Source organism: Actinomadura verrucosospora (assembly GCF_039540335.1).
Taxonomy (GTDB): domain Bacteria; phylum Actinomycetota; class Actinomycetes; order Streptosporangiales; family Streptosporangiaceae; genus Spirillospora; species Spirillospora verrucosospora.
Genome location: NZ_BAABEV010000013.1, coordinates 57,832 through 79,455, shown reverse-complemented (window position 1 = coordinate 79,455; position 21,624 = coordinate 57,832). Strand labels below are relative to the sequence as shown.

Here is a 21,624-nt window from a genome sequence, read left to right as displayed (position 1 = left end):
TTGTGCGCGGGTTATGATCCGCCGAAACTCGCGCATGTCCGTGACAAGGGGAAACGCCGGAAAAGAGGCGTTCCAAAGGCGGTTCGGAACGCCCCTTCTTCCGGGATGGGCCGTGGTCGAGGAGGGCCGGGATCAGGAGGGCAGGGAGGCGACCCCCGGCTCCAGGAAGCGGCCGCCCGCGGCGCGCTCGGCGACGCCGGACCTGTCCAGGTACGGGGTGATGCCGCCGAGATGGAACGGCCAGCCGGCGCCGAGGATCATGCACAGGTCGATGTCCTGCGGCGCCGCGACGACGCCCTCGTCCAGCATGATCCGGATCTCGTCGGCGAGGGCCGCGAGCGCCCGGTCGAGGACCTGCTCCTCGGTGGAGGGGCTCGACCCGCCGGAGAAGATCTCCACGACCTCGGGGTCGAGGGTGAGGTCGGGCAGGTACACGCCGCTCTTGCCCGCCGCGACCATCGCCGCCAGGTTGTCCGACAGCGGGAACCGGTCCGGGAACGCCGCGTGCAGCGTCTCGTTGACGTGCAGCGCGATCGCCGGGCCGACCAGGCCCATCAGCACGAACGGCGGCATCGGCAGGCCGAGCGGGGCGGCGGCGCGCTCGGCGACCTCGATCGGCGTGCCCTCGTCCACCGTCCTGACGATCTCGGCGAGCAGCCGCAGCAGGACGCGGTTGACGACGAAGGCCGGGGCGTCCTTGACCAGGACGCAGGACTTCTTCAGCGCCTTGCCCGCAGCGAACGCGGTGGCGAGGGCCGCGTCGTCGGTCCGCTCGCCCCGGACGATCTCCAGCAGCGGCAGCACCGCGACCGGGTTGAAGAAGTGGAACCCGACCACCCGCTCGGGGTGGGCGAGCCCGGAGGCCATCTCGGTGACCGACAGCGAGGAGGTGTTGGTCGCGAGGACGCACTCGGCGGAGACGTACTCCTCGACCTCGGCGAACACCTTCTGCTTGACCGACATCTCCTCGAAGACGGCCTCGATGACGAAGTCGGCGTCGGCGAACGCGTCCTTGGTGAGCGAGCCGGTGATGAGCCCCTTGAGGCGGTTGGCCTTGTCGGGGGACAGCCGCCCCTTGCCGAGCAGCTTGTCGATCTCGCCGTGCGCGTAGCCGACGCCCTTGTCCAGGCGCTCCTGGTCGAGGTCGGTCAGCACGACCGGCACCTCCAGGCGCCGCGCGAACAGCAGGGCGAGCTGCGAGGCCATCAGCCCGGCGCCGACGACGCCGACCTTGGTGACCTTGCGGGCGAGCTCCCTGTCCGGCGCCCCGGCGGGCCGCTTCGCGCGCTTCTGGGTGAGGTCGAACGCGTAGAGCCCGGCGCGCAGCTCGTCGCTCATGATGAGGTCGGCCAGGGCCTCGTCCTCGGCGGCGAAGCCCTCGTCGCGGGTGCGGTCCTTGGCCGCGGCGACCAGGTCCAGCGCCCGGGTGAAGGACGGCGCCGCGCCGTGGAGCCTGCCCTCCATGTTCCAGCGGGCCATGGCGACGGCGTCGTCCCACGCCTTGCCCTTGTCGACCTCCGGGCGGCCCACGATGATCTCGCCCTTGAGCACCCGGGCCGTCCAGGCGAGGGACTCCTCCAGGAAGTCGGCCGAGTCGAAGATCGCGTCGGCGATGCCGAGCTCGTGGGCCTGCGCGCCCTTGAGCATCCGGTTCTGGGCCAGGGGGTTGTCGATGACGACCTTGAGCGCCTTCTCGGCGCCGATCAGGTTCGGCAGCAGGTAGGTGCCGCCCCAGCCGGGGACGAGGCCGAGGAACGCCTCGGGCAGCGCGAACGCCGGGACGCCGCGCGAGATCGTCCGGTAGGTGCAGTGCAGGCCGATCTCGACTCCGCCGCCCATCGCCGCGCCGTTGTAGTAGGCGAAGGACGGGACGCCCAGCTCGCCGAGGCGGCGGAACACGTCGTGCCCGAGCCTGCCGATGGCGGCGGCGTCCTCGCGCCGCCGGATCATCGGGACGCCCTTGAGGTCGGCGCCCACCGCGAAGACGAACGGCTTGCCGATGACGCCGACGGCCGCGATGTCGTCGCGCCCGGCGACCTCGTCCAGCGCGGCGTTCAGCTCGGCGAGGCCGCCGGGGCCGAACGTGTTGGGCTTGGTGTGGTCGAAGCCGTTGTCGAGCGTGATCAGCGCGAGCGTGCCCGCGCCGTAGGGCAGCGTCACGTCGCGTACGCGCGCGTGCGTGACGACCTCGTCCTTGAAGATGTCGGGGTTCACTTGGCGCCCTCCCAGTTCGCGTTCTCCCAGAGGACGGTTCCGCCCATGCCCATGCCGACGCACATCGTGGTCAGCCCGAACCGGACGTCCGTGCGCTCCTCGAAAAGACGGGACAGCTGGTTCATCAGCCGCACGCCGGACGAGGCGAGGGGGTGGCCGAGGGCGATCGCGCCGCCCCACGGGTTCACCCGCGCGTCGTCGTCGGCGATCTTGAAGTGCTCCAGGAACGCGAGCACCTGCACGGCGAAGGCCTCGTTGATCTCGATGAGGCCGATGTCGTCCATGGTCAGCGCGTTGCGGGCGAGGAGCTTCTCGGTCGCGGGGACCGGCCCGACGCCCATCACCTCCGGCTCGACGCCCGCGAAGGCGAAGTCGACGAGCCGCATCCGCGGCGCGAGGCCGAGCTCGCGCGCGACGTCCTCGGCCGCGAGCAGGCAGGCGGTGGCGCCGTCGTTGAGGCCGGCGGCGTTGCCCGCCGTGACGTTGCCGTGCACGCGGAACGGCGTCTTCAGCGAGGCCAGGCTCTCCATCGTCGTGCCGGGCCGCGGCGGCTCGTCCTCGGTGGCCAGGCCCCAGCCCAGCTCGGCGGAGCGGACCGCGGTCGGCACCAGGTCGGGCTGGATCCTCCTGGCCGCGTAGGCCTCGGCGACCTTCCGCTGGCTGCGCACGGCGTAGGCGTCGGCGCGCTCCTTGGTGATGCCGGGGAACCGGTCGTGCAGGTTCTCCGCGGTCGACCCCATGACCAGGGCGGACGGGTCGACCAGCTTGTCGGCGAGGAACCGCGGGTTCGGGTCCACGCCCTCGCCCATCGGGTGCCGGCCCATGTGCTCGACGCCGCCCGCGATGGCGACGTCGTAGGAGCCGAACGCGATCCCGGCGCCGGTGGTGGTGACGGCGGTCATGGCCCCCGCGCACATCCGGTCGACGGCGAAGCCGGGGACGCTCTTCGGCAGCCCGGCCAGCACGGCGGCGGACCGCCCGATGGTCAGGCCCTGGTCCCCGGTCTGGGTGGTGGCGGCGACGGCGACCTCGTCCACCCGCTCGGGCGGGAGGGACGGGTTGCGGCGCATCAGCTCGCGGATCGCGCGGACGACCATGTCGTCGGCGCGGGTCTGCGCGTAGAGGCCCTTGGGGCCGGCCTTGCCGAACGGCGTGCGGACGCCGTCGACGAACACGACGTCGCGTGCGGTGCGAGGCACGGGTCGTCCTCCCTGCGATGGACTCGGGTGAAGGTGTCGAGCCTCGCGCCGCCCCTGCCGGCGGCACGAGGACCCGCGTCAGCGATGCTACTTGCTGGTAACCCTTAATGCTACTCGTCAGTAACCACTGACGCGCCGCTCAGCGCGCTGATGCCCCGGGTCGGGGTTCTCATGCCCTTGTCCGGCTCATGACTGATGGGTAACGTGACCGGAAATCACCGGAGGAGGGCACGGTGACCCACGCGAGGCCCGCTTACCGGCCGGGGATGCGCCGGCGGCTCGGGCACATCCGCGACCTCGCCGCCCTCCTGCTCGGCACCGGCCTGCTGTTCTCCGGCGGGCCCCGTGGGACGGTCCGCCAGTTCGGCACGCTGCGGCGCTGGGGCACGACGCTCGCCGGGCTGGTCGCCTCCGCCGCCGCCCGCTCCCCGTCCCGCGCCGCCCTGATCGACGACGAGGGCGAGCTGACGTTCGCCGAACTGGACGAGCTCGCCGCCCGCCTCGCCGCGGGCCTGCCGCTGCAGGGCCCCCGCCCGCGCGTCGGCGTCCTGTGCCGCAACCACCGCGGCATGGCCCTGACCCTCGTCGCCTGCTCCCGGCGCGGCGCGGAGGTCGTGCTGCTCAACACCGGTTTCGGAACCGGCCAGATCCGCGCCGTGCTCGGCGAGCTGCGCCCCACCCTGCTCGTCGCGGACGCCGAGTTCGCGCCGCTGCTGGCGAACGTCCCGATCGCCCTGCGCCGGAAGGTGGTGTGGGCCGACCGGCGGCCGCCCGCCGCCGCCCCGCTGTCGGCCCCCGTCCCCGCCGCGACGCTGCCGCGGCCCCGCCCCGCCCCGGACGCCGTGCCCGCCGACCCCGGGCCGAGCATCGAGGAGATCATCCGGTCGGCCCCGGCGCCCGCCGCCGGGCCGCCGCAGATCCAAAGCCGGACGATCATGCTGAGCTCGGGCACCACCGGCCGCCCGAAGGGAGCCCGCCGCCCGCCCCGGCCCGGCCTGTGGCCGCTGGCCTCGATGACGTCCCGGATCCCGCTGCGCGCCCGGCAGACCATGATCATCGAAGCGCCGCTGTTCCACACCTGGGGCTACGCCGCGCTGCAGATGGCCTGGGCGCTGCGGGCGCCGGTCGTCCTGCACCGCCGGTTCGACCCCGAGCGGACGCTGCGGGCCGTCGCCTCCCACCGGGACGCCGCCCTGTTCGCCGTCCCGGTCATGCTGCAGCGGATCCTCGAACTGGCCCCCGAGGTCCGCGAGCGGTACGACACGTCCTCGCTGCGGATCGCGGCGCTGAGCGGCGCCGCGCTGCCCGGCGACCTCGCGACCCGGTTCATGGACGCGTTCGGCGACCGGCTCTACAACGTCTACGGCTCCACCGAGGCGTCCTGGGTGTCCATCGCGACGCCGCGCGACCTGCGGCTCGACCCGCGCACCGCCGGCCGCCCGCCGCGCAACACCGCCCTGGCGATCCTCGACGAGCAGGGCCGCCGCCTCGGCCGCTCCACCCGCGGGCAGATCTTCGCCGCGAACGAGCTGCTGTTCGAGGGCTACACCGGCGGCGAGCCGATGGAGGTCCGCGACGGCATGCTCGCCACCGGCGACCTCGGCCACGTCGACCACCGCGGGCTGCTGTTCGTGGACGGCCGCAACGACGGCATGGTCGTGTCCGGGGGCGAGAACATCGTCCCCGGCGACGTGGAGGACGCGCTGATGCGGATGCCGGAGATCCGCGAGGTCGCGGTCACCGGCGTGCCCGACCCCGAGTGGGGGCAGCGCCTCGCCGCGTACGTCGTCCTGCGGCCCGGCGCCCGCCTCGACGCCGACGCCGTCCGCGCCTACGTGCACGCCCAGGTCGCCCGATACGCGGTTCCCCGCGACGTGTACTTCATCCCCGAGCTGCCCCGCAACGCGACCGGCAAGGTGGTGCACCGCTGGCTCACCGCCCGCCCCGGCGGGTCCGAGCCCGAGGGCCGCGTCCTGTGGCCGCAGCCGCCGCTGTGTTGATCTAGCCCCGGCCCACGTCGCTCGCCTTGCGGCTCGCTCCGTGACCGGGCCTGGGCGAACGCGGCATCGCTTCGCGATCTGCCCGGTTCCGCTCGCCTGCGGCTTCGCTCCACCGGCCAGGTCACGCGTTCGCGCGTGGCCTGGCCGATTCGAGCAGGGCCTAGGCGGCGGGCTCGGCGGCCACCGGCAGCCGGACCGTGATCGACAGGCCGCCGTCCGGCCGCGGGACGGTGTCGATCGAGCCGCCGTGCGCCGTGACCACCGCCCGCACGATCGACAGCCCGAGTCCCGCGCCGTCCCGGGACCCCGTCCGGTCCGCGCGCAGCCGCCGGAACGGCTCGAAGATCGTCGCGACCTCGTAGGACGGGACGGGCCGCCCGGTGTTGACCACCCGCAGGAACGCCTCGCCGTCCCGGACGCCCGTGCGCACCCAGACCCGCCCGTCCCGCACGTTGTACTTCACGGCGTTCTCCACCAGGTTCACGGCGCACCGCTCCAGCAGCACCGGGTCACCGGCCACCGCCGCCGGGCCGAGCCGGGCCTCGACGTCCACGCCCGCCTCCTCCGCCCGGCCGTCGAGCTGGTCGAGGGCGCTGCGCACCACGTCCGGCAGCGGCGTGCCGACACGCGCGTCCGGCTCCCGCTCGGACTTCGCCAGCAGCAGCAGTCCCTCGATGAGCCGCTCGTGGCGCGCGGTGTTGCCGAGCAGGACGTCCGCGAGCGCCCTCGTCTCCGGCGGGCTCCGCCGGCTCGCCAGCGCGACCTCCAGCACCGTTCGGTTGATGGTCAGCGGTGTGCGCAGCTCGTGCGAGGCGTTCGCGACGAACCGGCGCTGGGCGTCGAACGCGCGGTTCAGCCGGTCCAGCATCCGGTCGAAGGTGTCGGCCAGGTCCTTGATCTCGTCCTGCGGGCCGTCCAGCGCGATCCGCTCGTGCAGGTTGCTCTCCGACAGCCGCCGCGCCGTCGCGGTCACCGTGTGCAGCGGCCGCAGCATCCGCCCCGCCACCACGTACCCGATCACCACGCCCAGGACGCCCAGCACCAGCATCGTCACCAGGGAGCTCTGCAGGAGCTGCGCCAGGACCTCGTGCTTCTGCCGCGCCAGCTCCCGGTCGGCGTCGGCCTTCAACTTCACCAGCTGGGTGACGTCCCCGTTGACGGCCAGCGCCCGCAGCCGGGTGACGGTCGTCGCGTCCACGTTCTGGCGCGAGGTGAACCGGGCGTCCATCGTCCGGACGGTCAGCAGGTACGTCACCGCGACCAGCGCCGCCGACGTGACGAGGAACAGCGACCCGTACACCAGCGTGAGCCGCGTCCTGACGCTCAGCCTCTTCACCGCGCCTCCAGCCGGTACCCGGACCCCGTCACCGTCTCGATCACCGGCGGCTGCCCGAGCTTGCGCCGCAGCGTCGCCATCGTGACCCGGACGATGTTGCTGAACGGGTCGATGTTCTCGTCCCACGCCCGCTCCAGCAGCCGCTCGGCGCTCACCACGCCGCCCTCCGCCCGCAGCAGCTCCTCCAGCACGGCGAACTCCTTGTTGGTGAGCCGCAGCTCCCGCCCGTCCCGCGCCGCCCTGCGCCGGTGCGGATCGAGCCGGATGCCCCGCCCCTCCAGGACGGGCGGCACCGGCGGCCCCGACCTGCGCGCCAGCGCCCGCACCCGCGCCACCAGCTCGCCGAACACGAACGGCTTGGGCAGGTAGTCGTCGGCGCCGAGCGTCAGCCCGTCCACCCGGTCGTCGACGTCCCCGGACGCGGTCAGCATCAGGATCCGGGTGGGACTCTGCCGCCCCACCAGCTCCCGGCACACGTCGTCCCCGTGGACGGTCGGCAGATCCCGGTCGAGGACGACCACGTCGTACTCGTTGTAGGAGGCGCGCTCCAGCGCGTCGTCGCCGTCGTACACCACGTCCACGGCCATCGCCTCGTCCCGCAGGCCCTCGGCGATCGTGTCCGCGAGCACCCGCTCGTCCTCGACGATCAGTACACGCATGCCGCCGAGCATGACGCGAGGAGGGTTAAACCCCGATAAGGGCGGCGGTCACAGGCCGGCGTGGCTCCAGATCCTGCTCACCGGCTTCGAGAGGAAGAGCAGCAGCAGGGCGTAGTACGAGACGCCGGGGAGCACCGCGACCACGGCGAGGCTCAGTCCGAGCAGCACCACGGCCGACAGGGCGCCGCGGACCGACTCGATCCCGGCCGGATCCGTCTTCGACGCGACGTCCGGGTCCCGGTAGGAGAGCACGGTCAGCGCGGCCTGGCAGGCGGTCGCGACGAGGACGTTCCCGATGTAGAGCATCACGGTGAAGCGGTCGTCCCCCGGATAGGAGGCGACCATCTCCGTGGGGAACGGCAGGACCACGATGGCGAACAGCCATCCCGTGTTCAGCGCCATCAAGCCGCGCGTGTAGCCGCCGATGTGCTCGAACACCCGGTGGTGCACGAACCACAACCGGGTGATCACCACGAAGCTGAGCGCGAACGCCCAGATCTGCGGGAGGTGCCCGGTGACGACCTCCACCGACCGCCGGTGCGCGTGCACCGCCTCCGGCACCACCTCGACCAGCGGCAGCACAAGGAGCGTCACGGCGATCGCGACGACCGCATCAGTGAACAGGACCAGCCGATCAGGATCCCGAGACACCGCCCGTCCCACACCCGGACCCTACCCCGGCGCCTCGACCTCGTGTCGCCCCAGCTCAGCCGAGCAGCAGGACGGGCTTGCCGCGCGCGTGCCCGTGCTTCTTCTGACCGGCTCGGTGGACGCCGCCGTCAGGGGGCGTCGAGCCTGGCCTGGAGGCCGTCGAGGAAGCGGTCGAGCCCGTAGGCGAAGGTGGTGTCGCGCACCACGCGCGGATCGGCGTCGCGGCGGGCGGCGAACCCCTCCCGCAACCGGGGGTGGTCGTCCAGGGCCCGCTCGGCGGCGGGGCGCAGGCCCTCGGCCCACTCCTGCTCGGTCCGGCCGCTGCGGGCGATCATCGACAGGTACGCCGCCTCGCTGATGCTCATGCCGATCACGTACGCGAGCAGCCCGTTCATCGCCTGCTCCGCCTCGCCCGGCGGGAATCCGGCGGCATGGAACAGGGCGAGCTGGCGCTCGGACCGGTCGATCAGGTTGGGGCCGAGTTCGGCGAGCCCGACCTGGCCAAGCGCAGGCGCGACCCACGGGTGGCGCAGGATCATCGAGCGCAGGCTCTGGGCGCACCGCTCCAGCGGCGCCCGCCAGCCGGGCGCGCCGGCGGGGCCGGGCACCTCCAGCTCGCCGTACAGCTCGTCGACGACCAGTTCGATCAGTTCGTCCTTGTTGGCCACGTGGCGGTAGAGCGAGGTGGCCGCCGTCCCCAGTCGGACGGCGAGACCGCGCATGCTGAGCGCCTCCATGCCCTCCTCGTCCAGGAGCCGGACGGCTTCGGCGACGATCCGCTCGCGGCTGAGCGCCGGCTGCACCCGCTTCGCGGGTGGACGTGCCCACACCGAGGGGATGGGCGGCTTGTCGACTGGCATGCCCCCACCATAGGGCACCGTTCGCGGACGCGTACAAGTCACGCTATTGCGTACGCTGAGCCATTGTGCGTACAGTGTTCGCACATTGAGTACGGTGTTCACAGCGGCGGGAGGAACCTCTCGCCCTTCTCGCCCCGCCCCTGCGGAGGCTCGCGGCCCGGGAACGGGCGCCACCTCCGCCGAAAGGAATCGATCATGTCCGAGCAACTGAACTGGAACTCCGACGGCGACTGGAAGGCGCGGGGAGACTGGGGCGCGCGCGACTCGACGGGCCGCCGCTTCGACCTGGCCCACTGGCAGTCGCGGCTCGACGCGCTGCGCGCCGCCCACCACGTTCCGGGGGCCGGCCTGGCCGTGGTGATCGACGGCCAGGTGCACGAACTGGCCAGCGGGGTGCTGCACCGCGGCACCGGCGTTGAGGTGACGACCGACTCGGTCTTCCTGTCGGGCTCGATCGCCAAGGTCTACACGGCCACACTCGTGATGCTGCTCGTGGACGAGGGAAGGCTCGACCTCGACGCGCCGGTCGTCGAGGTGCTGCCCGAGTTCGCCACCCCGGACCCGGCGGCCACCGAGGCGATCACCATCCGGCGGCTGCTGTCCCACACGGGCGGGGTGACCAATGACTTCAACTTCGACGGCGGCCGGGGCGACGACTGCGTCGCCAACTACGTCGAGGCCGCCCGCCGCGTCCCGCTGGACTGCCGTCCCGGCACGGCGATCTCCTACGGCGGCCTCGGCTACGTCGTCCTCGGCCGGGTCGTCGAGAAGGTCACCGGACTGACCTGGGACCAGGCCCTCAAGGACCTCGTCTTCCGGCCGCTCGGCCTGGAGCGGTCGATGACGCTGCCGGAGGAGGCCGTGAGCCACCGCGTCGCCATGAGCCACCTCGGCGAGCCCGGCACCGACCCCGAGCCGGCCCCCTCCTGGGACCCGATGCCCCGCTCGGTCGGACCGGCCGGACGCGTCATCGTCTCCGCGGGCGACATGGCCCGCTTCGCCCGCATGCACCTGGAGAGCGGCGCGGCACCCGGCGGCGGCCGCGTCCTGACCCCGGGGGCGGTGGCCGCCATGCAGCGCCGGGAGGTGGACGTCCCGGACAAGTGGACCGTCAGCGCGGACGGCTGGGGCCTCGGCTGGACGCTCTACGACTGGGACGGCGTCCCCGGCTACGGCCACGACGGTGCCGCCATCGGCCAGTACGCCTACCTGCGCGTCGTCCCGGGCGCGAACGTGGCCCTCGTTCTGATGACGAACGGCGGCGCTGCCCGCCTGCTGTACGCCGACCTGTTCCGCGAACTGCTCGCCGAACTAGCCGGTGTCGCCATGCCCGCACCGTTCGCCCCTGCGGATCCGGCCCCCGCGGTCGACCTTGCTCCGCTCCTCGGCACGTACAGGCGCGAGGGCGTCGTCATCACCGTCTCCCAGGAACCCGACGGCTCCCCGCACATGCGGTACGAGTTCGTCGACGACATGAAGGACCTGTCCCCGCCCCTGGAGATGGGCCTGGAACCGGTCACCGGCACAGTGTTCGCCGCCTCCGGCGCGGGTCCGTCCTTCAGCGAGGACTACATGCCGGTGGTCTTCTCCACCCTCGCCGACGGCAGCAAGGTCTGCTACGTCGGGATGAGGGCCACCCCCAAGATCTCGCTCTAGCCTCAAGGCATGATCGAGGCCGTGCTGTGGGACGTCGATGACACGATCTTCGATTTCACCGGCTCGGAACGGACCGGACTGCTGCGCCACTTCGAGGCGGAGGGCCTCCCCTCCGACGAGGCCGCCCTGGAGCGCTGGCACCGGATCGCCGAGGCCGCACTTCTGCGCCTCACAGCGGGCCGGCTGACGTACGAGGAGTACCGCCGCGTCAGAGTCCGCACGTTCGTCGACCGTCCGCTGAGCGACATCGAAGCGGACGCCTGGCACGAGCGATACGAGGCGCTGTTCGCAGCGGCATGGTCGGCGTTCCCCGACGCGGCATCGGCGCTGGCCGCGCTTCCTTACCGCCAAGGAATCCTGTCCAACTCCAGCACCGTCCATCAGGAGCGCCGGCTGACGGCCCTGGGCCTCCGCCACCACTTCGAAGTGCTCCTCTGCTCTGACCGGCTCGGCTGCGAGAAACCCGACCCCAGGGCCTTCCAGGCCGCGTGCGCCGCCCTGAAGTTGCCGCCCGCTCGCATCGCCTACGTCGGCGACAAGCTGGACGTGGACGCCGAAGGCGCGCGCAACGCGGGCCTCCACGCCATCTGGCTCGACCGGGCGGAAACGGCGACCCCGCCGGCCGGGATACATCGGATCTCGACCCTGACCGAGGTCTCCACGCTCTTGGCAGCCTGCTGAGCCCCGGGCCCGGGTGGCCGGACACGGCGCGATGCCGCCGGCGCCTACTTCAGCGCGAGCGGGTTCACGGGCGAGCCGACGGCGCCGGTGACCTTCAGCGGCGGTGCGGCGAAGAAGAACTCGTGCACGCCGTCGCCCGCGCAGTCCTCCGCGAGGGCCTCCAGGTCGAAGATCTCCCCGAGTGGGATCCCGACGTCGCGAAGCAGCACGCAGTGCACGGGGCTGGTGACGGCGGGGTCCTCTCCGGGCGCCACCTCGATGCCCCAGTTGTCCATGCCCAGCGCCGCGAGGTCGTGGTCGCGGATCCACCGCACGCAGTCGAGGCCGAGCCCGGGTTCGGTGCTCATCCACCCGGCGGCGTCCCGCTCGACCGCGAACTTCCTCCACCACCCGGTCCGGACCAGCAGGACGTCACCCGCGCGGATCTCGGTGCCCTGCCGTTCCGCGACGGCGTCGAGCGTCTCCGGGCCGATCACGTGGCCACCCTCCAGCCAGTCGACACCGGCGTGCCGGGCGACGTCGAGCAGGACGCCCCGCCCGGCGATCCCGCCGCCGAGGGCGTCGATCGAGCACCGCGCCGCGCCGTGCGGGCCGACCTCGTCCTCGCCGAACCCGTTGTAGAGCCGACCGTCGTACCAGACGTGCGCGAACGCGTCCCACTGCGTTCCGGCCTGCAGCGGCATGACGACGTAGTCGTCCGACCACTTCGCACCGCCGGGGTAGTCCTGACCCGCTCCGGTCTCGGTCATCATGTGCAGCGGGTTGATACGGCCGGGGAACGCCTGCGGGCCGTCGGCTCCGAGCGGGATCCCGAGGTCGAACACCGCGCCCTTGCGCACGAGCCGCGCCGCCTCCACGATCTCCCGCGACGTGATGAGGTTGGTGGTGCCGCGCTCGTCGCCGGCGCCCCAGCGGCCCCAGTTGCTGACCTCGGCGCCGATCCGGCGGAAGTCCTCGGAGGTCATCGCGGCGCCCGCTCGCGCTCGTGCAGCGCGACCGCCACGACCAGGTCCTCCCAGGCCATGCCGACGCTCTTGAAGACCCTCGGTCTCGCGTCGTCCATGAGGGCCTCCCCGCGGACGAGGTCGGCCAGTTCGATCAGGCCGGTCTCCTCGATCGCCCCGTGGCCGAGCGCCTGGACCACGTCGCCGGCCTCGGTCGTCGCGACCGTCCGCGACTCGACCACGACGTGTGCGCCCGCCATGACGTCGTCGCCCAGCTCGCGGGCGTCGGGGTGGTGAGAGCCGACGGCGACGACCACGGTCCGCGGGGCCAGCAGCTCCGCCTCGAACAGCGGTTCGCGGGCGCTGGTGCAGCAGAGCACGACGTCGGCCCCGCGCACGTCGCGGGCCGAGCCCGCGCGGGCGCGCAGGCCCTCGTCGGCGCAGCGGCGGACGAGCCGCCCGGTCCGTTCGGGATCACGTCCGGCGACGACCACGTCGCTCAGGCCGTGCAGCGCGTGGAACGTCTCGATGTGGGCGAGCGCCTGCGGCCCGCTGCCGAACACCACGGCCGTGCGGATCGGCCGGGCCGCCATGTGCCGCGCGGCGAGGGCGGACACGGCCGGGGTCCGCAGGAGGGTGAGCTCCCCGCCGTCCAGCGTGGCCACCAGCCGCAGCGTCCGGGCGTCCATCAGCAGGTACAGCCCGGAGATGGTCGGGAGCCCCTGGGCCGGGTTGCCCGGTGCCAGGCCGAGCACCTTGACGCCGACGTGGCCGCTGACCTCCGACGGCATCAGCAGCAGTTCGCCGTGGCTCGTCGGCCGGGAGACGCGTCCCTGCTCGTCCGCGGGCCGGAGGCCGCCGAGCAGCGCCCGCTCCAGCGCGTCGACCAGGTGCCGCGCGTCGGCGAGCCGCCGCATCCGCTCGGGGCCGATCCCATCGATGCTCATCGCCGTCCCGCCTCCTCGATCCGTACCTCGGCGCTCTCGTCCGTCGCCGCCACCGTCACCGTGCCCGTGCGCGGGAGCGCGTCGAAGTCGCCGGCGGACAGCACGACGACGGGCATCTCGATCGCGTAGAGCTCGCGGGCCACGATCGCCGCGAGCGCCACGATCGCGTCCGGGCGGCGGAGCAGGACGGCCGCCGGGGCGGCACCGCGCCTGATCTGCTCGGCGAGCACCGTGGAGCTCGAACTCGACCCGCGGCTCGCGGCGAAGGCCAGCACACGGCCGGCGGCGCGCGCCCCGCGCTGCGGATGGTGGACGTCGGTGATCTCGCCGGTCGCCACGTCGCTGCCGCCCCAGAACGACAGCGGCTCGTCCAGCAGCAGCAGGGCAGCGGTCGCCCGCCCCGGGCTGAGCGGTGTCCCGATCACGACGCCTCCCAGAGCGCGGGGTCGCGCACCACGCGGCCCGCGCGGGCGGACAGCACGCACTCGGCGAGCGAGGCGAAGACCACGTCGATGCCGAGATTGGTCGGCGCGTACCACGCCCACTTCGCGGAGTTCGTCATCACCACGCGCGCCGACGCCCGCAGGACCGGGGCGATGTAGGTGCAGGTGTCGACCAGGATCCGTGCTCCGGCGCGGCGGCAGACCGCCGCGTCGCCGGTGCGTTCGGCCTCGGCGAGGACGGCCCGGCTCGTCGAGATCCAGAACTCGACGCCCGCGTCGAACGGCGGCCCGCCGGACAGCAGCGCGGCGAGCGCGCGGAACTCGGCCGCCGAGAAGTGCGGGGTGCCGACGCTGATCGCGTCGAGCCGCCCGTCCGGCGCCGTGGTGAGCTCGTCGCGCGCCGTGCGCAGGTCCGCCGCGGTCACCTCGAAGCGCCGCTCGGCGGCGCGGCCGCGGAACGCGGTCGCGGCGTCGGGCGCCTCCGGCGTCAGGCCGACCGCGTGGAACAGGGCCACGCCCCCGGCCGAGGCCGCCGCGGCGCCGAACGCCTTCAGCCGGTCCTCGTCCGCGCCGCCGGGCAGCCCGGTCAGCACCGGGACCCGGGTCCCCGACCGGCGGCCGACCAGGTGGCCGAGCGCCGCCCAGGCGACGTCCGTCTCGAACGTCCCGGCGGGCACCCCCGAGCAGTCGAACAGGTCCTGACCGGCGCGGTTCTCGTCCAGGTGCAGGCCCACGAGCGGGGCGAAGCCCGTGACGGCGGCGCAGATGTCGGCGAAGTCGCCGTAGCGGTCGGTACGGGCCCCGAGGACCGAGTTGGCGAACACGATGGCGTTCGACTCCGCCCACGCCACGTGCCGGCCGTACGCCGGCCGCTCCGGGAGCTGGTACGGGGCGCAGGTCCATGTGGGCTCCGCGCCGAGGGCGACGTAGCCGTCCATCAGCCGCCGGGCGTCCGCCCGCTCGCCGGGTTCGCCGCGCACCACGCCCGGGTGCAGCAGGTCCAGCGAGCCGACGTTGAGCGTCGCCCGGACGGCGGTCCGCGCGCCCCCGGCGATCAGCCGTTCGACCAGGTCGATCCCCACCTGCCCGTGGAAGAGGCAGCCGTCGACGTGCGCCGAGTCGATCGGGATCAGCCGGTCGGCGCCGAGCGCGCGGGCGAGCCGGACGATCACCCGCATGGCCAGCGCGGCGCCGTCGCCGCGGTCGCCCGCGAGCATCGCCCGCTGCTCGCCCGTCAGCGCCGGATCGCGGATCGCGCGCGTCATGATGCCTCACCCACCCGTGCGCCTACGCCCGCCCGTGCGCCTACGCCCGCCTCCGCGCTCTCGTGAACGATCCGGCCGTCCTTGACGACCAGCCGGATCCGCGCCAGCGCGCCGATGTCGGCGGCGGGATCGCCCTCGACCAGCACCAGGTCGGCGAGCTTGCCCACGTCCACCGTGCCGGTGTCGTGCAGGACGTCCATGTTCTCCGCGGCGTTGCGGGTGGCCGCGCGGATCACCTCGGGCGGGGTCAGCCCGTACCGGACCATGAGCTCCAGCTCGCGGACCAGGTCCGTGTGCGGGTTGTACGGGGTGCCCGCGTCGGTGCCGGCCGCGATCTTCAGGCCGGAGCGGACCGCGGCGACGAAGCTCTCGCGGTGCCGTTCCGCCTCGCGGGCGGCCTTCTCGTGCACCCAGGGCGGCATGCCCGCGCCGGTCCCGGCCGTCACGATCGAGGCCACCGCGAGCAGCGTCGGCACGAGGTAGACGCCCCGCGCGACGGCGAGTTCGAGCGCCTCGTCGTCGAGCCGGATGCCGTGCTCGATCGAGTCGACGCCCGCGCGCAGGGCGTTCTTGATCCCCTGGTTGCCGATGGCGTGCACGGTGATCTTCCGCCCCGCGTTGTGCGCCTCCTGCGCCGCGACCGCCAGCTCCTCCTGGACCAGAGCGGTGTTCCCGGGATCCACCCCCGAGGTCAGGACGCCGCCGGTCGCCATCGCCTTGATGAAGTGCGCGCCCGCCTTGAGCTCGGCGCGGGTCGCCGCCCGGACGCCGTCCACCCCGTCGGCCTCGCGCCCGATGAAGTGGCCGTGCCCGCCGGTCATCGTGATCACCCGCCCGGCGGCCCTGACGCGCGGCCCGGGGATCAGGCCGTCGTCGATCCCCTTGGCGACCTCGATCACGACCCCATCGGCGGCGCCGCAGTCGCGGACGCCGGTCACCCCGGTCCGCAGGGTGAGCGCGGCCGTCGCCGCGCTCTTCAGCGCGGCGAGCGGCAGGGAGTCGGACTCGATCTGCCGGGTGAAGTCCGGCCCGGCGTCGGCGGACAGGTGGACGTGCGAGTTGATCAGCCCCGGCAGCAGGCTGTGGCCGGCGCCGTGGACGATCGCGTGCGCCGGGAACGACGGCGCGGACTCCGCCGGGCCGACCCACGCGATCCGCCTGCGGTCGACGACCACGGCGAGGCCGGGGCGGCCGGGCCCGCCGTGCCCGTCGATCAGGTTCACGTCCCGGATCAGGAAGGCCGCCGGGCCCGCGGGCAGGCGCTCACTCACCGCGACCGTCCTCGGCAGGGTCCTGCGAGGCACGGTTCTGCGAGGCCGGCCCGATGGGGTAGTGGCACGCCGTCCTGCGCGCGTGCGGTGCGACGTCCCGGAGGACCGGCGGCTCCACCGCGCAGCGGCCGCGGTCCCCGTTGGTCCGCGGCCCGTACCGGCAGCGCGGGTGGAACACGCAGCCGGACGGCGGATTCGCCGGGTCGGCGACGTCCTCGCTCGTGAGCCCGCCGGCCGGCGCCGTCAGCGACCGGCCGCTCGGATCGGGACGGCTGTCGCGCAGCAGTTCGGTGTAGGGGTGGCCCGGGCGGGACAGGACGTCGGTCGCCCCCTGCTCGACCAGTGTGCCGAGGTACAGCACGCTCAGGTCGGTGCACATGTACTGCGCGACCGCCAGGTCGTGGGTGATGAAGACGTAGGTCAGCCCCAGCCGTCTCTGCAGGTCGAGCAGCAGCTCCAGGATCTCGGCCTGCACCGAGGTGTCGAGCGAGGAGGTCACCTCGTCGGCGATCACCACCCGGGGCTCGGCGGCCAGGGCGCGCGCGATGACGATGCGCTGGCGCTGGCCGCCGGAGAACTCGTGCGGCAGCCGCCGCGCGGCGGAGGCGTCGAGCGCGACCGACTCCAGCAGCTCGGCGATGCGCTCCCGGTGCCTGCCGGTGCGCAGCCGCCCGCGCGGATCGATCGCCTCGGCCAGCGCCCGCCCGACGGACATGCGGGGATCCAGCGAGGAGTACGGGTCCTGCGGGACCAGCTGGATCCGGCGGCGGGCCGCGAAGCGCTCCCCGCGCGGCAGCCGGTGGACGTCCGCCCCGTCGAGGCGGACCACGCCGCGCGCCGGGGCGAGCTGCCCCACCAGCACCCGGGCCAGCGTCGACTTGCCGGAGCCGGACTCGCCCACGACCCCCATCGTGCGGCCGCGGGCGATCGCGACGCTCACGTCGTGCAGGACGTTGCGGGAGCGCGCGCCGTAACCGGCCGAAACCCCCTCGGCGCTCAGCACGGTGTCGCCCGGTTCGTCGGTGTGGGTCATGTCCGGACCTCCGGGGTCGGTGTCTCGGCGTGGCAGGCGACCGCGTTGCCCGAGGGCTCGGCGACCAGCGCGGGAACGACCTCGGCGCAGACGGGCGTGGCCAGCGGGCACCGGGGCGCGAAGGCGCAGCCCGCGCCCCGGGCCTCGGCCGACGGGGCGCGTCCGGGAAGCGGCACGAGCCGGGCGCCGTCCAGGTCCGTCGCCGCGTCGGGCGAGGCGGCCAGGAGGGCGCGGGTGTAGGGGTGCCGTACGTCGCGCCGGCGGAGGTCCTCCACCGACACCTCCTCCACGACGCGCCCGGCGTACATCACGCAGACCCGGTCGCAGAGCGCGGACACCACGCCGATGTCGTGCGAGATGAGCAGGATCGCCGTGCCGTGCGCGAGGTTGATCTGCTTCAGCAGGCGCAGCACGTCGGCCTGCACGGTGACGTCCAGCGCGGTGGTCGGCTCGTCGGCGATGATCAGTTTCGGCTCGTGCATGATCGCCGCGGCGATCATCGCGCGCTGCCGCATCCCGCCGGAGAGCTCGTGCGGATACTGGCGCATCCGCAGCTCGGGCGAGGACACCCGCGTCTCGGTCAGCCGGGCGACCGCGAGCGCGTCCGCCTGCCGCCGGGACGTCTTCGTGTGCGCCCGGAGGACCTCGGTGAGCTGGGTGCCGATCCGCAGCGCGGGGTTGAAGCTGCTCGACGGGTCCTGGAAGACGATCCCGACTTCGGTGGCCAGCCGCGCGGGCGGGGCCTTCGCCGGGTCGGCCAGATCGATGCCGCCGACGTCGAGGCGCTCCGCCGACCAGTCCAGCTCGCGGGGGAGGAGCCGCGCGAGCGCGAGCGCGGTCAGGCTCTTGCCGGAGCCGGACTCGCCGACGATGCCGACGATCTCTCCGGCGCCGACGGTCAGCGAGACCTCGTGGATCAGCTCCCGGCCGTCGGGCCGGCGGACCGACAGGCCCTGGACGGACGCCGCCGCGGCGCGTTCCGGCTCGGCGGCGCCGGACGGTGCCCGGCCCGCCGGTGCTCGGCGCGGCGGTGCGGGGGCGGGCGCGGTCCGCCCGGGCGGTGGCGCCCCGCGCGGATCCAGGTGCCGGACGAGCCCGTCGCCCACGAGGCCGGCGGCGAGTCCGGTGACCAGGATCGCCAGGGCGGGACCGAGCGCCTCGCCCGGGTTGTCGTAGATGTTGCGCAGCCCGCTCGCCAGCAGGCTGCCCCAGTCGTACGCCGGCGGCTGGACGCTCAGCCCGAGGAAGCTGAGCCCGGAGACCGTCAGCACGCTGGTCGCGAACCCCACCGAGACGAGCACGAGCAGGGGCGCGGCGATGTTCGGCACCACGTGCCGGGTCAGGGCGCGGACCCGGCCGACGCCCAGCAGGCGCGCGACCGCGACGTAGTCCCGCTGGTTCACCGACAGCGCGAGCCGGTTCGTCAGCCGCGCGAACTGCGGGCAGAACGCCAGGCCGAGCGCGCCGACCACGGAGGCGCGCCCCGGCGAGAGGATCGCGGTGAACGTCAGCGCGATGATGATCGGCGGGAACGACAGCAGCAGGTCGATGACCCGGTCGCCCACCGCGCGGACGGCCGTTCCGGCGGCCGCGATCCCCGCCCCGAGCAGCGTGCCGAGCACCGCGGCGATCGCGGTGGCGGCGGTCGCCATCTCGACCGTCAGCCGCGTCGCGACGACGGTCCGCCAGAACACGTCGCGCCCCAGCGCGTCGGTGCCCAGCCAGTGCGCGCCGGAGGGACCCTGGCGGATGTCGGCGGTCAGCGCGTCGGCGCGTCCCTGCCACAGCATCGGCGCGACGACGGCGACCACCAGGATCAGGGCGGCCAGGACGAGGCCGGCGACGAGCGGCGCCGGCAGCCGGTTGCGTCTCATGAGCGTGTCCTCGTCAGCACTCGCGGATCGAGCAGGCCCAGCGCGACGTCGACGATCAGGTTGATCAGGACGGCGACCAGCCCGAGGACGAGGATGATCCCCTGGACCTCCGGATAGTCGCGCTTGACGATCGCGCGGACGATCTCCGAGCCGATGCCGGGCATGTTGAAGACGTTCTCGGCGACGACCGTCCCCCCGAGCAGCGCGACGAGGATGAGGCCGCCGAGCGTCAGCGTGCTGGTCACGACGTTGGGGACCACATGCCGCAGCAGCAGTCGCGTGTTCGTCAGCCGCTTGCTCATCGCCATCGTGATGTAGTCCTGGGACAGCACCGTCGCGGTCTCGTTGCGCACCAGACGGGTGAGCACCGCGGCCGGCGCGATGGCGATGGACAGGGCGGGCAGGATCATCGAGGTGAACCCCGCGCCGCCCTGCACGGGAAGCCAGCGCAGGGTCAGCGCGAACACGAAGACCAGCAGGGTCCCGGCGACGTACTCCGGCATGGCGCCGAGGACCGAGGCGCCGACGCCGAACGACGACGTCGCGGCGCGGGCGCGTCCGCGCTGCTGCGCGACCCCGACGGCGGTGCCGAGCGGTATCGCCACGGCCAGCACGACGACCAGCGCGCTCGTCGCCAGCGCGATCGTGAGCGGCAGCCGCTGGGCGAGCATCGCCGACACCGGCTGGCCGGTGGTGAAGGAGGCGCCGAGGTCGCCGTGCGCCAGCCCGCCGAGGTAGGAGCCGAACTGCCGCCACCAGGGCTCGGTCAGCCCGAGCCGCTCGCGGACCTGCCGCACCTCCTCCTCGCCGGCGGTCAGCCCGACGATCTGCCGGGCCGGATCGCCCGGCACCCAGCGGACGATCATGAAGGTCACGACGACGAGGAAGGCGAGCACGGCGGCGACGCCGCCGAGACGCCGGGCGAGGTAGCCGGTCCACGGGGAACCGGCCACCCGCCGGGCGAGACCGCGGCTCGCCACCGACGCGCCGGCGGCGGTCGGCACCATCAGCCGCCCGCCTTGGCGACGCGGATCGAGGCCGGCACCGCGAACCCGTTGACGACGCTGCCGCTCGTGCCGCCCGCGAACAGGACGTGCACCGGCGCGGTGGCCAGCGGCAGGACGTCGACGTTGCGCAGCAGCGACTGCTGGAAGGTCGTCAGCGCGGCGCACTTCTCCTCGGCCGAGCCGGTCGCGGCCCGGTCGTAGGCCCGCGCCGCCTCCGGGTTGTTCGTCGCGCCGATGTTGAGGCCCTTCGGCGGCGCGTCGTGCACGAAGAACTGCCCGACGGGCAGGAAGCTCGACAGCCGGTTGCCGTACACGAAGATCGTGACGTCCCAGTCGTTCTTGCCGCTGAACAGGTCGGACACCCACGCCTGGTTGTCCATGGTGCGGACCGTCGCGGAGGCGCCGGCGGCCTGCAGCGCGGACATGACCTGGTCGTTGGCCGCGCCGCCGGCCAGGATGTTGGTGCCGATGACCTGGAGCTTCACGCCCTTGAGGGCCTTGGCCGCCGCGGCCGCGTCGTACTTGGGGACCAGGGCGTTCGAGCCGTTGTCGAAGCACTCGTAGGTGGGGCGGCCGAGGCTGGAGATCAGCGTGCCGGAGCCGAAGCTCTGCACCTTGTTCAGAACGGAACGATCCAAGGCCTGGGCGATCGCGAGCCGGACGTCGCGCTCGGCGGTCGGATGGCCGGCGGTCTCGTTGAAGACGAGCATCGTGTCGGACTGCGGCGACGTGCGGACGGTGATCCCGCCGGTCGACTTGAACCGGTCCCACGCGTTGGAGGTGAACGAGGGGATCTGGAGTTCGCCGGTGGAGGTCAGGTTGGCCCGGGTGTTCTCGTCGTCCACGACCTTGAGCACCAGCTTCTTCGGCGGCTCGCCCGCCGTCTGGCCGGCGTACGCCGGGCCCCACGCGTACTGCGGCCGCCGGGTCAGCGTGTAGCTGGAGCCGGTGACCTGCGACTCGGAGACGAAGGCGCCCGTGCCGGCGGACCTCGTCCGCAGGCTCGACGGGTCCTTCATGCCGGACGGGCAGACGATGCCGGCGAACGGCCCCGTCATCCCGGGCACCAGGTCCGACCACGCCTTCGCCAGTGTGATCGTCACCGAGTCCGCGGTCGACGTCGCCTTCGCCGAGTTGCCCGGGCCGATCGCCTGGCGCACGAGCGGCGCCTTGGTCGCCGGATCGAAGAGCCGGTTCAGCGACGCCGCCACCATCGCGCCGGTCAGCGCCGTGCCGTCCGAGCAGGTGACGCCGCTCCGGAGGTGGAAGGTGGCGGTCTTCGGGGTGGACTTCCAGGTGTCCGACAGCCCGGGGACGAGCTTCCCGGACGGGTCGAAGGCGACCAGCGTGTCGTACAGCGCGGCGAGGGCGACGGAGTCCTGGAACGTGCTCGCCTGGGTCGGGTCGTAGCTGCTGACCGGGCCGTCGAGGGTCATGGAGACGACGCCGTTCGTGACGTTCGGCGGCGCCTTGGCGGCGGAGTCCGAGGCTCCGCCGCAACCGGCGGCGAGGGCCGCGCTGACGGAGACACTCGCGACGACTGCCCGATGCCCCATTCGAATTCTCATGGTGGTCCTTCGGTGA

At 73.5% G+C, this 21,624-nt stretch carries 18 protein-coding genes; 3 read left to right on the top strand and 15 right to left on the bottom strand.

The genetic code is table 11. The annotated features are described in order from the left end of the window. Window positions 1-132: 132 nt before the first annotated feature. Window positions 133-2,214 carry a 3-hydroxyacyl-CoA dehydrogenase NAD-binding domain-containing protein gene (locus tag ABD944_RS16850; protein WP_345177411.1) on the bottom strand — a complete coding sequence of 694 codons (2,082 nt, stop codon included), beginning with the start codon at window positions 2,212-2,214 and terminating at the stop codon, window positions 133-135. Beyond that, window positions 2,211-3,413, bottom strand: coding sequence for a thiolase family protein (locus ABD944_RS16845; protein WP_345177409.1), 1,203 nt, complete (start codon window positions 3,411-3,413; stop codon window positions 2,211-2,213). Before ABD944_RS16845 ends, ABD944_RS16850 begins: the two co-directional genes overlap by 4 nt. Before the next feature lie 233 nt (window positions 3,414-3,646). On the opposite strand from ABD944_RS16845, the gene ABD944_RS16840 reads away from it, so the two are divergent. After that, a complete protein-coding gene (locus ABD944_RS16840; protein ID WP_345177408.1) occupies window positions 3,647-5,413 on the top strand; it encodes an AMP-binding protein in 1,767 nt (588 codons plus the stop codon). A 160-nt stretch (window positions 5,414-5,573) separates the two neighbouring features. Here the strand turns inward: ABD944_RS16840 and ABD944_RS16835 are convergent, their stop codons facing one another. From ABD944_RS16835 to ABD944_RS16820, 4 genes are all read right to left on the bottom strand, one after another. Next, window positions 5,574-6,749 (bottom strand): sensor histidine kinase, encoded by a 1,176-nt coding sequence (locus ABD944_RS16835; RefSeq protein WP_345177406.1) that lies wholly within the window; start codon window positions 6,747-6,749, stop codon window positions 5,574-5,576. Beyond that, window positions 6,746-7,408 (bottom strand): response regulator transcription factor, encoded by a 663-nt coding sequence (locus ABD944_RS16830; protein ID WP_345177404.1) that lies wholly within the window; start codon window positions 7,406-7,408, stop codon window positions 6,746-6,748. Before ABD944_RS16830 ends, ABD944_RS16835 begins: the two co-directional genes overlap by 4 nt. A gap of 48 nt (window positions 7,409-7,456) precedes the next feature. Continuing rightward, the gene (locus tag ABD944_RS16825; RefSeq protein WP_345177402.1) at window positions 7,457-8,059 is read right to left on the bottom strand and encodes a TMEM175 family protein; all 603 of its coding nucleotides are present in this window, start codon (window positions 8,057-8,059) and stop codon (window positions 7,457-7,459) included. Window positions 8,060-8,187: 128 nt separating this feature from the next. After that, a complete protein-coding gene (locus tag ABD944_RS16820; RefSeq protein ID WP_345177400.1) occupies window positions 8,188-8,919 on the bottom strand; it encodes a TetR/AcrR family transcriptional regulator in 732 nt (243 codons plus the stop codon). A 195-nt stretch (window positions 8,920-9,114) separates the two neighbouring features. Between ABD944_RS16820 and ABD944_RS16815 the strand changes: the two genes are divergently transcribed. Together ABD944_RS16815 and ABD944_RS16810 are read left to right on the top strand one after the other, a co-directional pair. Further along, window positions 9,115-10,575, top strand: coding sequence for a serine hydrolase domain-containing protein (locus tag ABD944_RS16815; protein WP_345177398.1), 1,461 nt, complete (start codon window positions 9,115-9,117; stop codon window positions 10,573-10,575). A gap of 9 nt (window positions 10,576-10,584) precedes the next feature. After that, entirely contained in the window at window positions 10,585-11,256 is a 672-nt protein-coding gene (locus tag ABD944_RS16810) for an HAD family hydrolase (protein ID WP_345177397.1), read from the top strand. 44 nt (window positions 11,257-11,300) lie between these two features. Here the strand turns inward: ABD944_RS16810 and ABD944_RS16805 are convergent, their stop codons facing one another. The 9 genes from ABD944_RS16805 to ABD944_RS16765 are packed head-to-tail and all read right to left on the bottom strand — an operon-like array spanning window position 11,301 to window position 21,596. Further along, window positions 11,301-12,221 (bottom strand): cyclase family protein, encoded by a 921-nt coding sequence (locus tag ABD944_RS16805; protein ID WP_345177395.1) that lies wholly within the window; start codon window positions 12,219-12,221, stop codon window positions 11,301-11,303. Then, window positions 12,218-13,147 (bottom strand): ornithine cyclodeaminase family protein, encoded by a 930-nt coding sequence (locus ABD944_RS16800; RefSeq protein ID WP_345177393.1) that lies wholly within the window; start codon window positions 13,145-13,147, stop codon window positions 12,218-12,220. The genes ABD944_RS16805 and ABD944_RS16800 overlap by 4 nt, the downstream gene beginning before the upstream one ends. Continuing rightward, the gene (locus tag ABD944_RS16795) at window positions 13,144-13,572 is read right to left on the bottom strand and encodes an aconitase X swivel domain-containing protein (RefSeq protein WP_345177391.1); all 429 of its coding nucleotides are present in this window, start codon (window positions 13,570-13,572) and stop codon (window positions 13,144-13,146) included. Before ABD944_RS16795 ends, ABD944_RS16800 begins: the two co-directional genes overlap by 4 nt. After that, entirely contained in the window at window positions 13,569-14,855 is a 1,287-nt protein-coding gene (locus tag ABD944_RS16790) for an aconitase X (protein WP_345177390.1), read from the bottom strand. Before ABD944_RS16790 ends, ABD944_RS16795 begins: the two co-directional genes overlap by 4 nt. After that, entirely contained in the window at window positions 14,852-16,126 is a 1,275-nt protein-coding gene (locus tag ABD944_RS16785; protein WP_345177388.1) for a metal-dependent hydrolase family protein, read from the bottom strand. Before ABD944_RS16785 ends, ABD944_RS16790 begins: the two co-directional genes overlap by 4 nt. Continuing rightward, window positions 16,119-17,159 (bottom strand): oligopeptide/dipeptide ABC transporter ATP-binding protein, encoded by a 1,041-nt coding sequence (locus ABD944_RS16780; protein WP_345177386.1) that lies wholly within the window; start codon window positions 17,157-17,159, stop codon window positions 16,119-16,121. The genes ABD944_RS16785 and ABD944_RS16780 overlap by 8 nt, the downstream gene beginning before the upstream one ends. Further along, complete coding sequence (locus ABD944_RS16775; RefSeq protein WP_345177384.1) at window positions 17,156-19,033, bottom strand: dipeptide/oligopeptide/nickel ABC transporter permease/ATP-binding protein; 1,878 nt, start codon at window positions 19,031-19,033, stop codon at window positions 17,156-17,158. Before ABD944_RS16775 ends, ABD944_RS16780 begins: the two co-directional genes overlap by 4 nt. Then, a complete protein-coding gene (locus ABD944_RS16770) occupies window positions 19,030-20,040 on the bottom strand; it encodes an ABC transporter permease (RefSeq protein ID WP_345177382.1) in 1,011 nt (336 codons plus the stop codon). The genes ABD944_RS16775 and ABD944_RS16770 overlap by 4 nt, the downstream gene beginning before the upstream one ends. Beyond that, window positions 20,040-21,596 (bottom strand): ABC transporter substrate-binding protein, encoded by a 1,557-nt coding sequence (locus ABD944_RS16765; protein ID WP_345177380.1) that lies wholly within the window; start codon window positions 21,594-21,596, stop codon window positions 20,040-20,042. The genes ABD944_RS16770 and ABD944_RS16765 overlap by 1 nt, the downstream gene beginning before the upstream one ends. Between the last annotated feature and the right edge of the window lie 28 nt (window positions 21,597-21,624).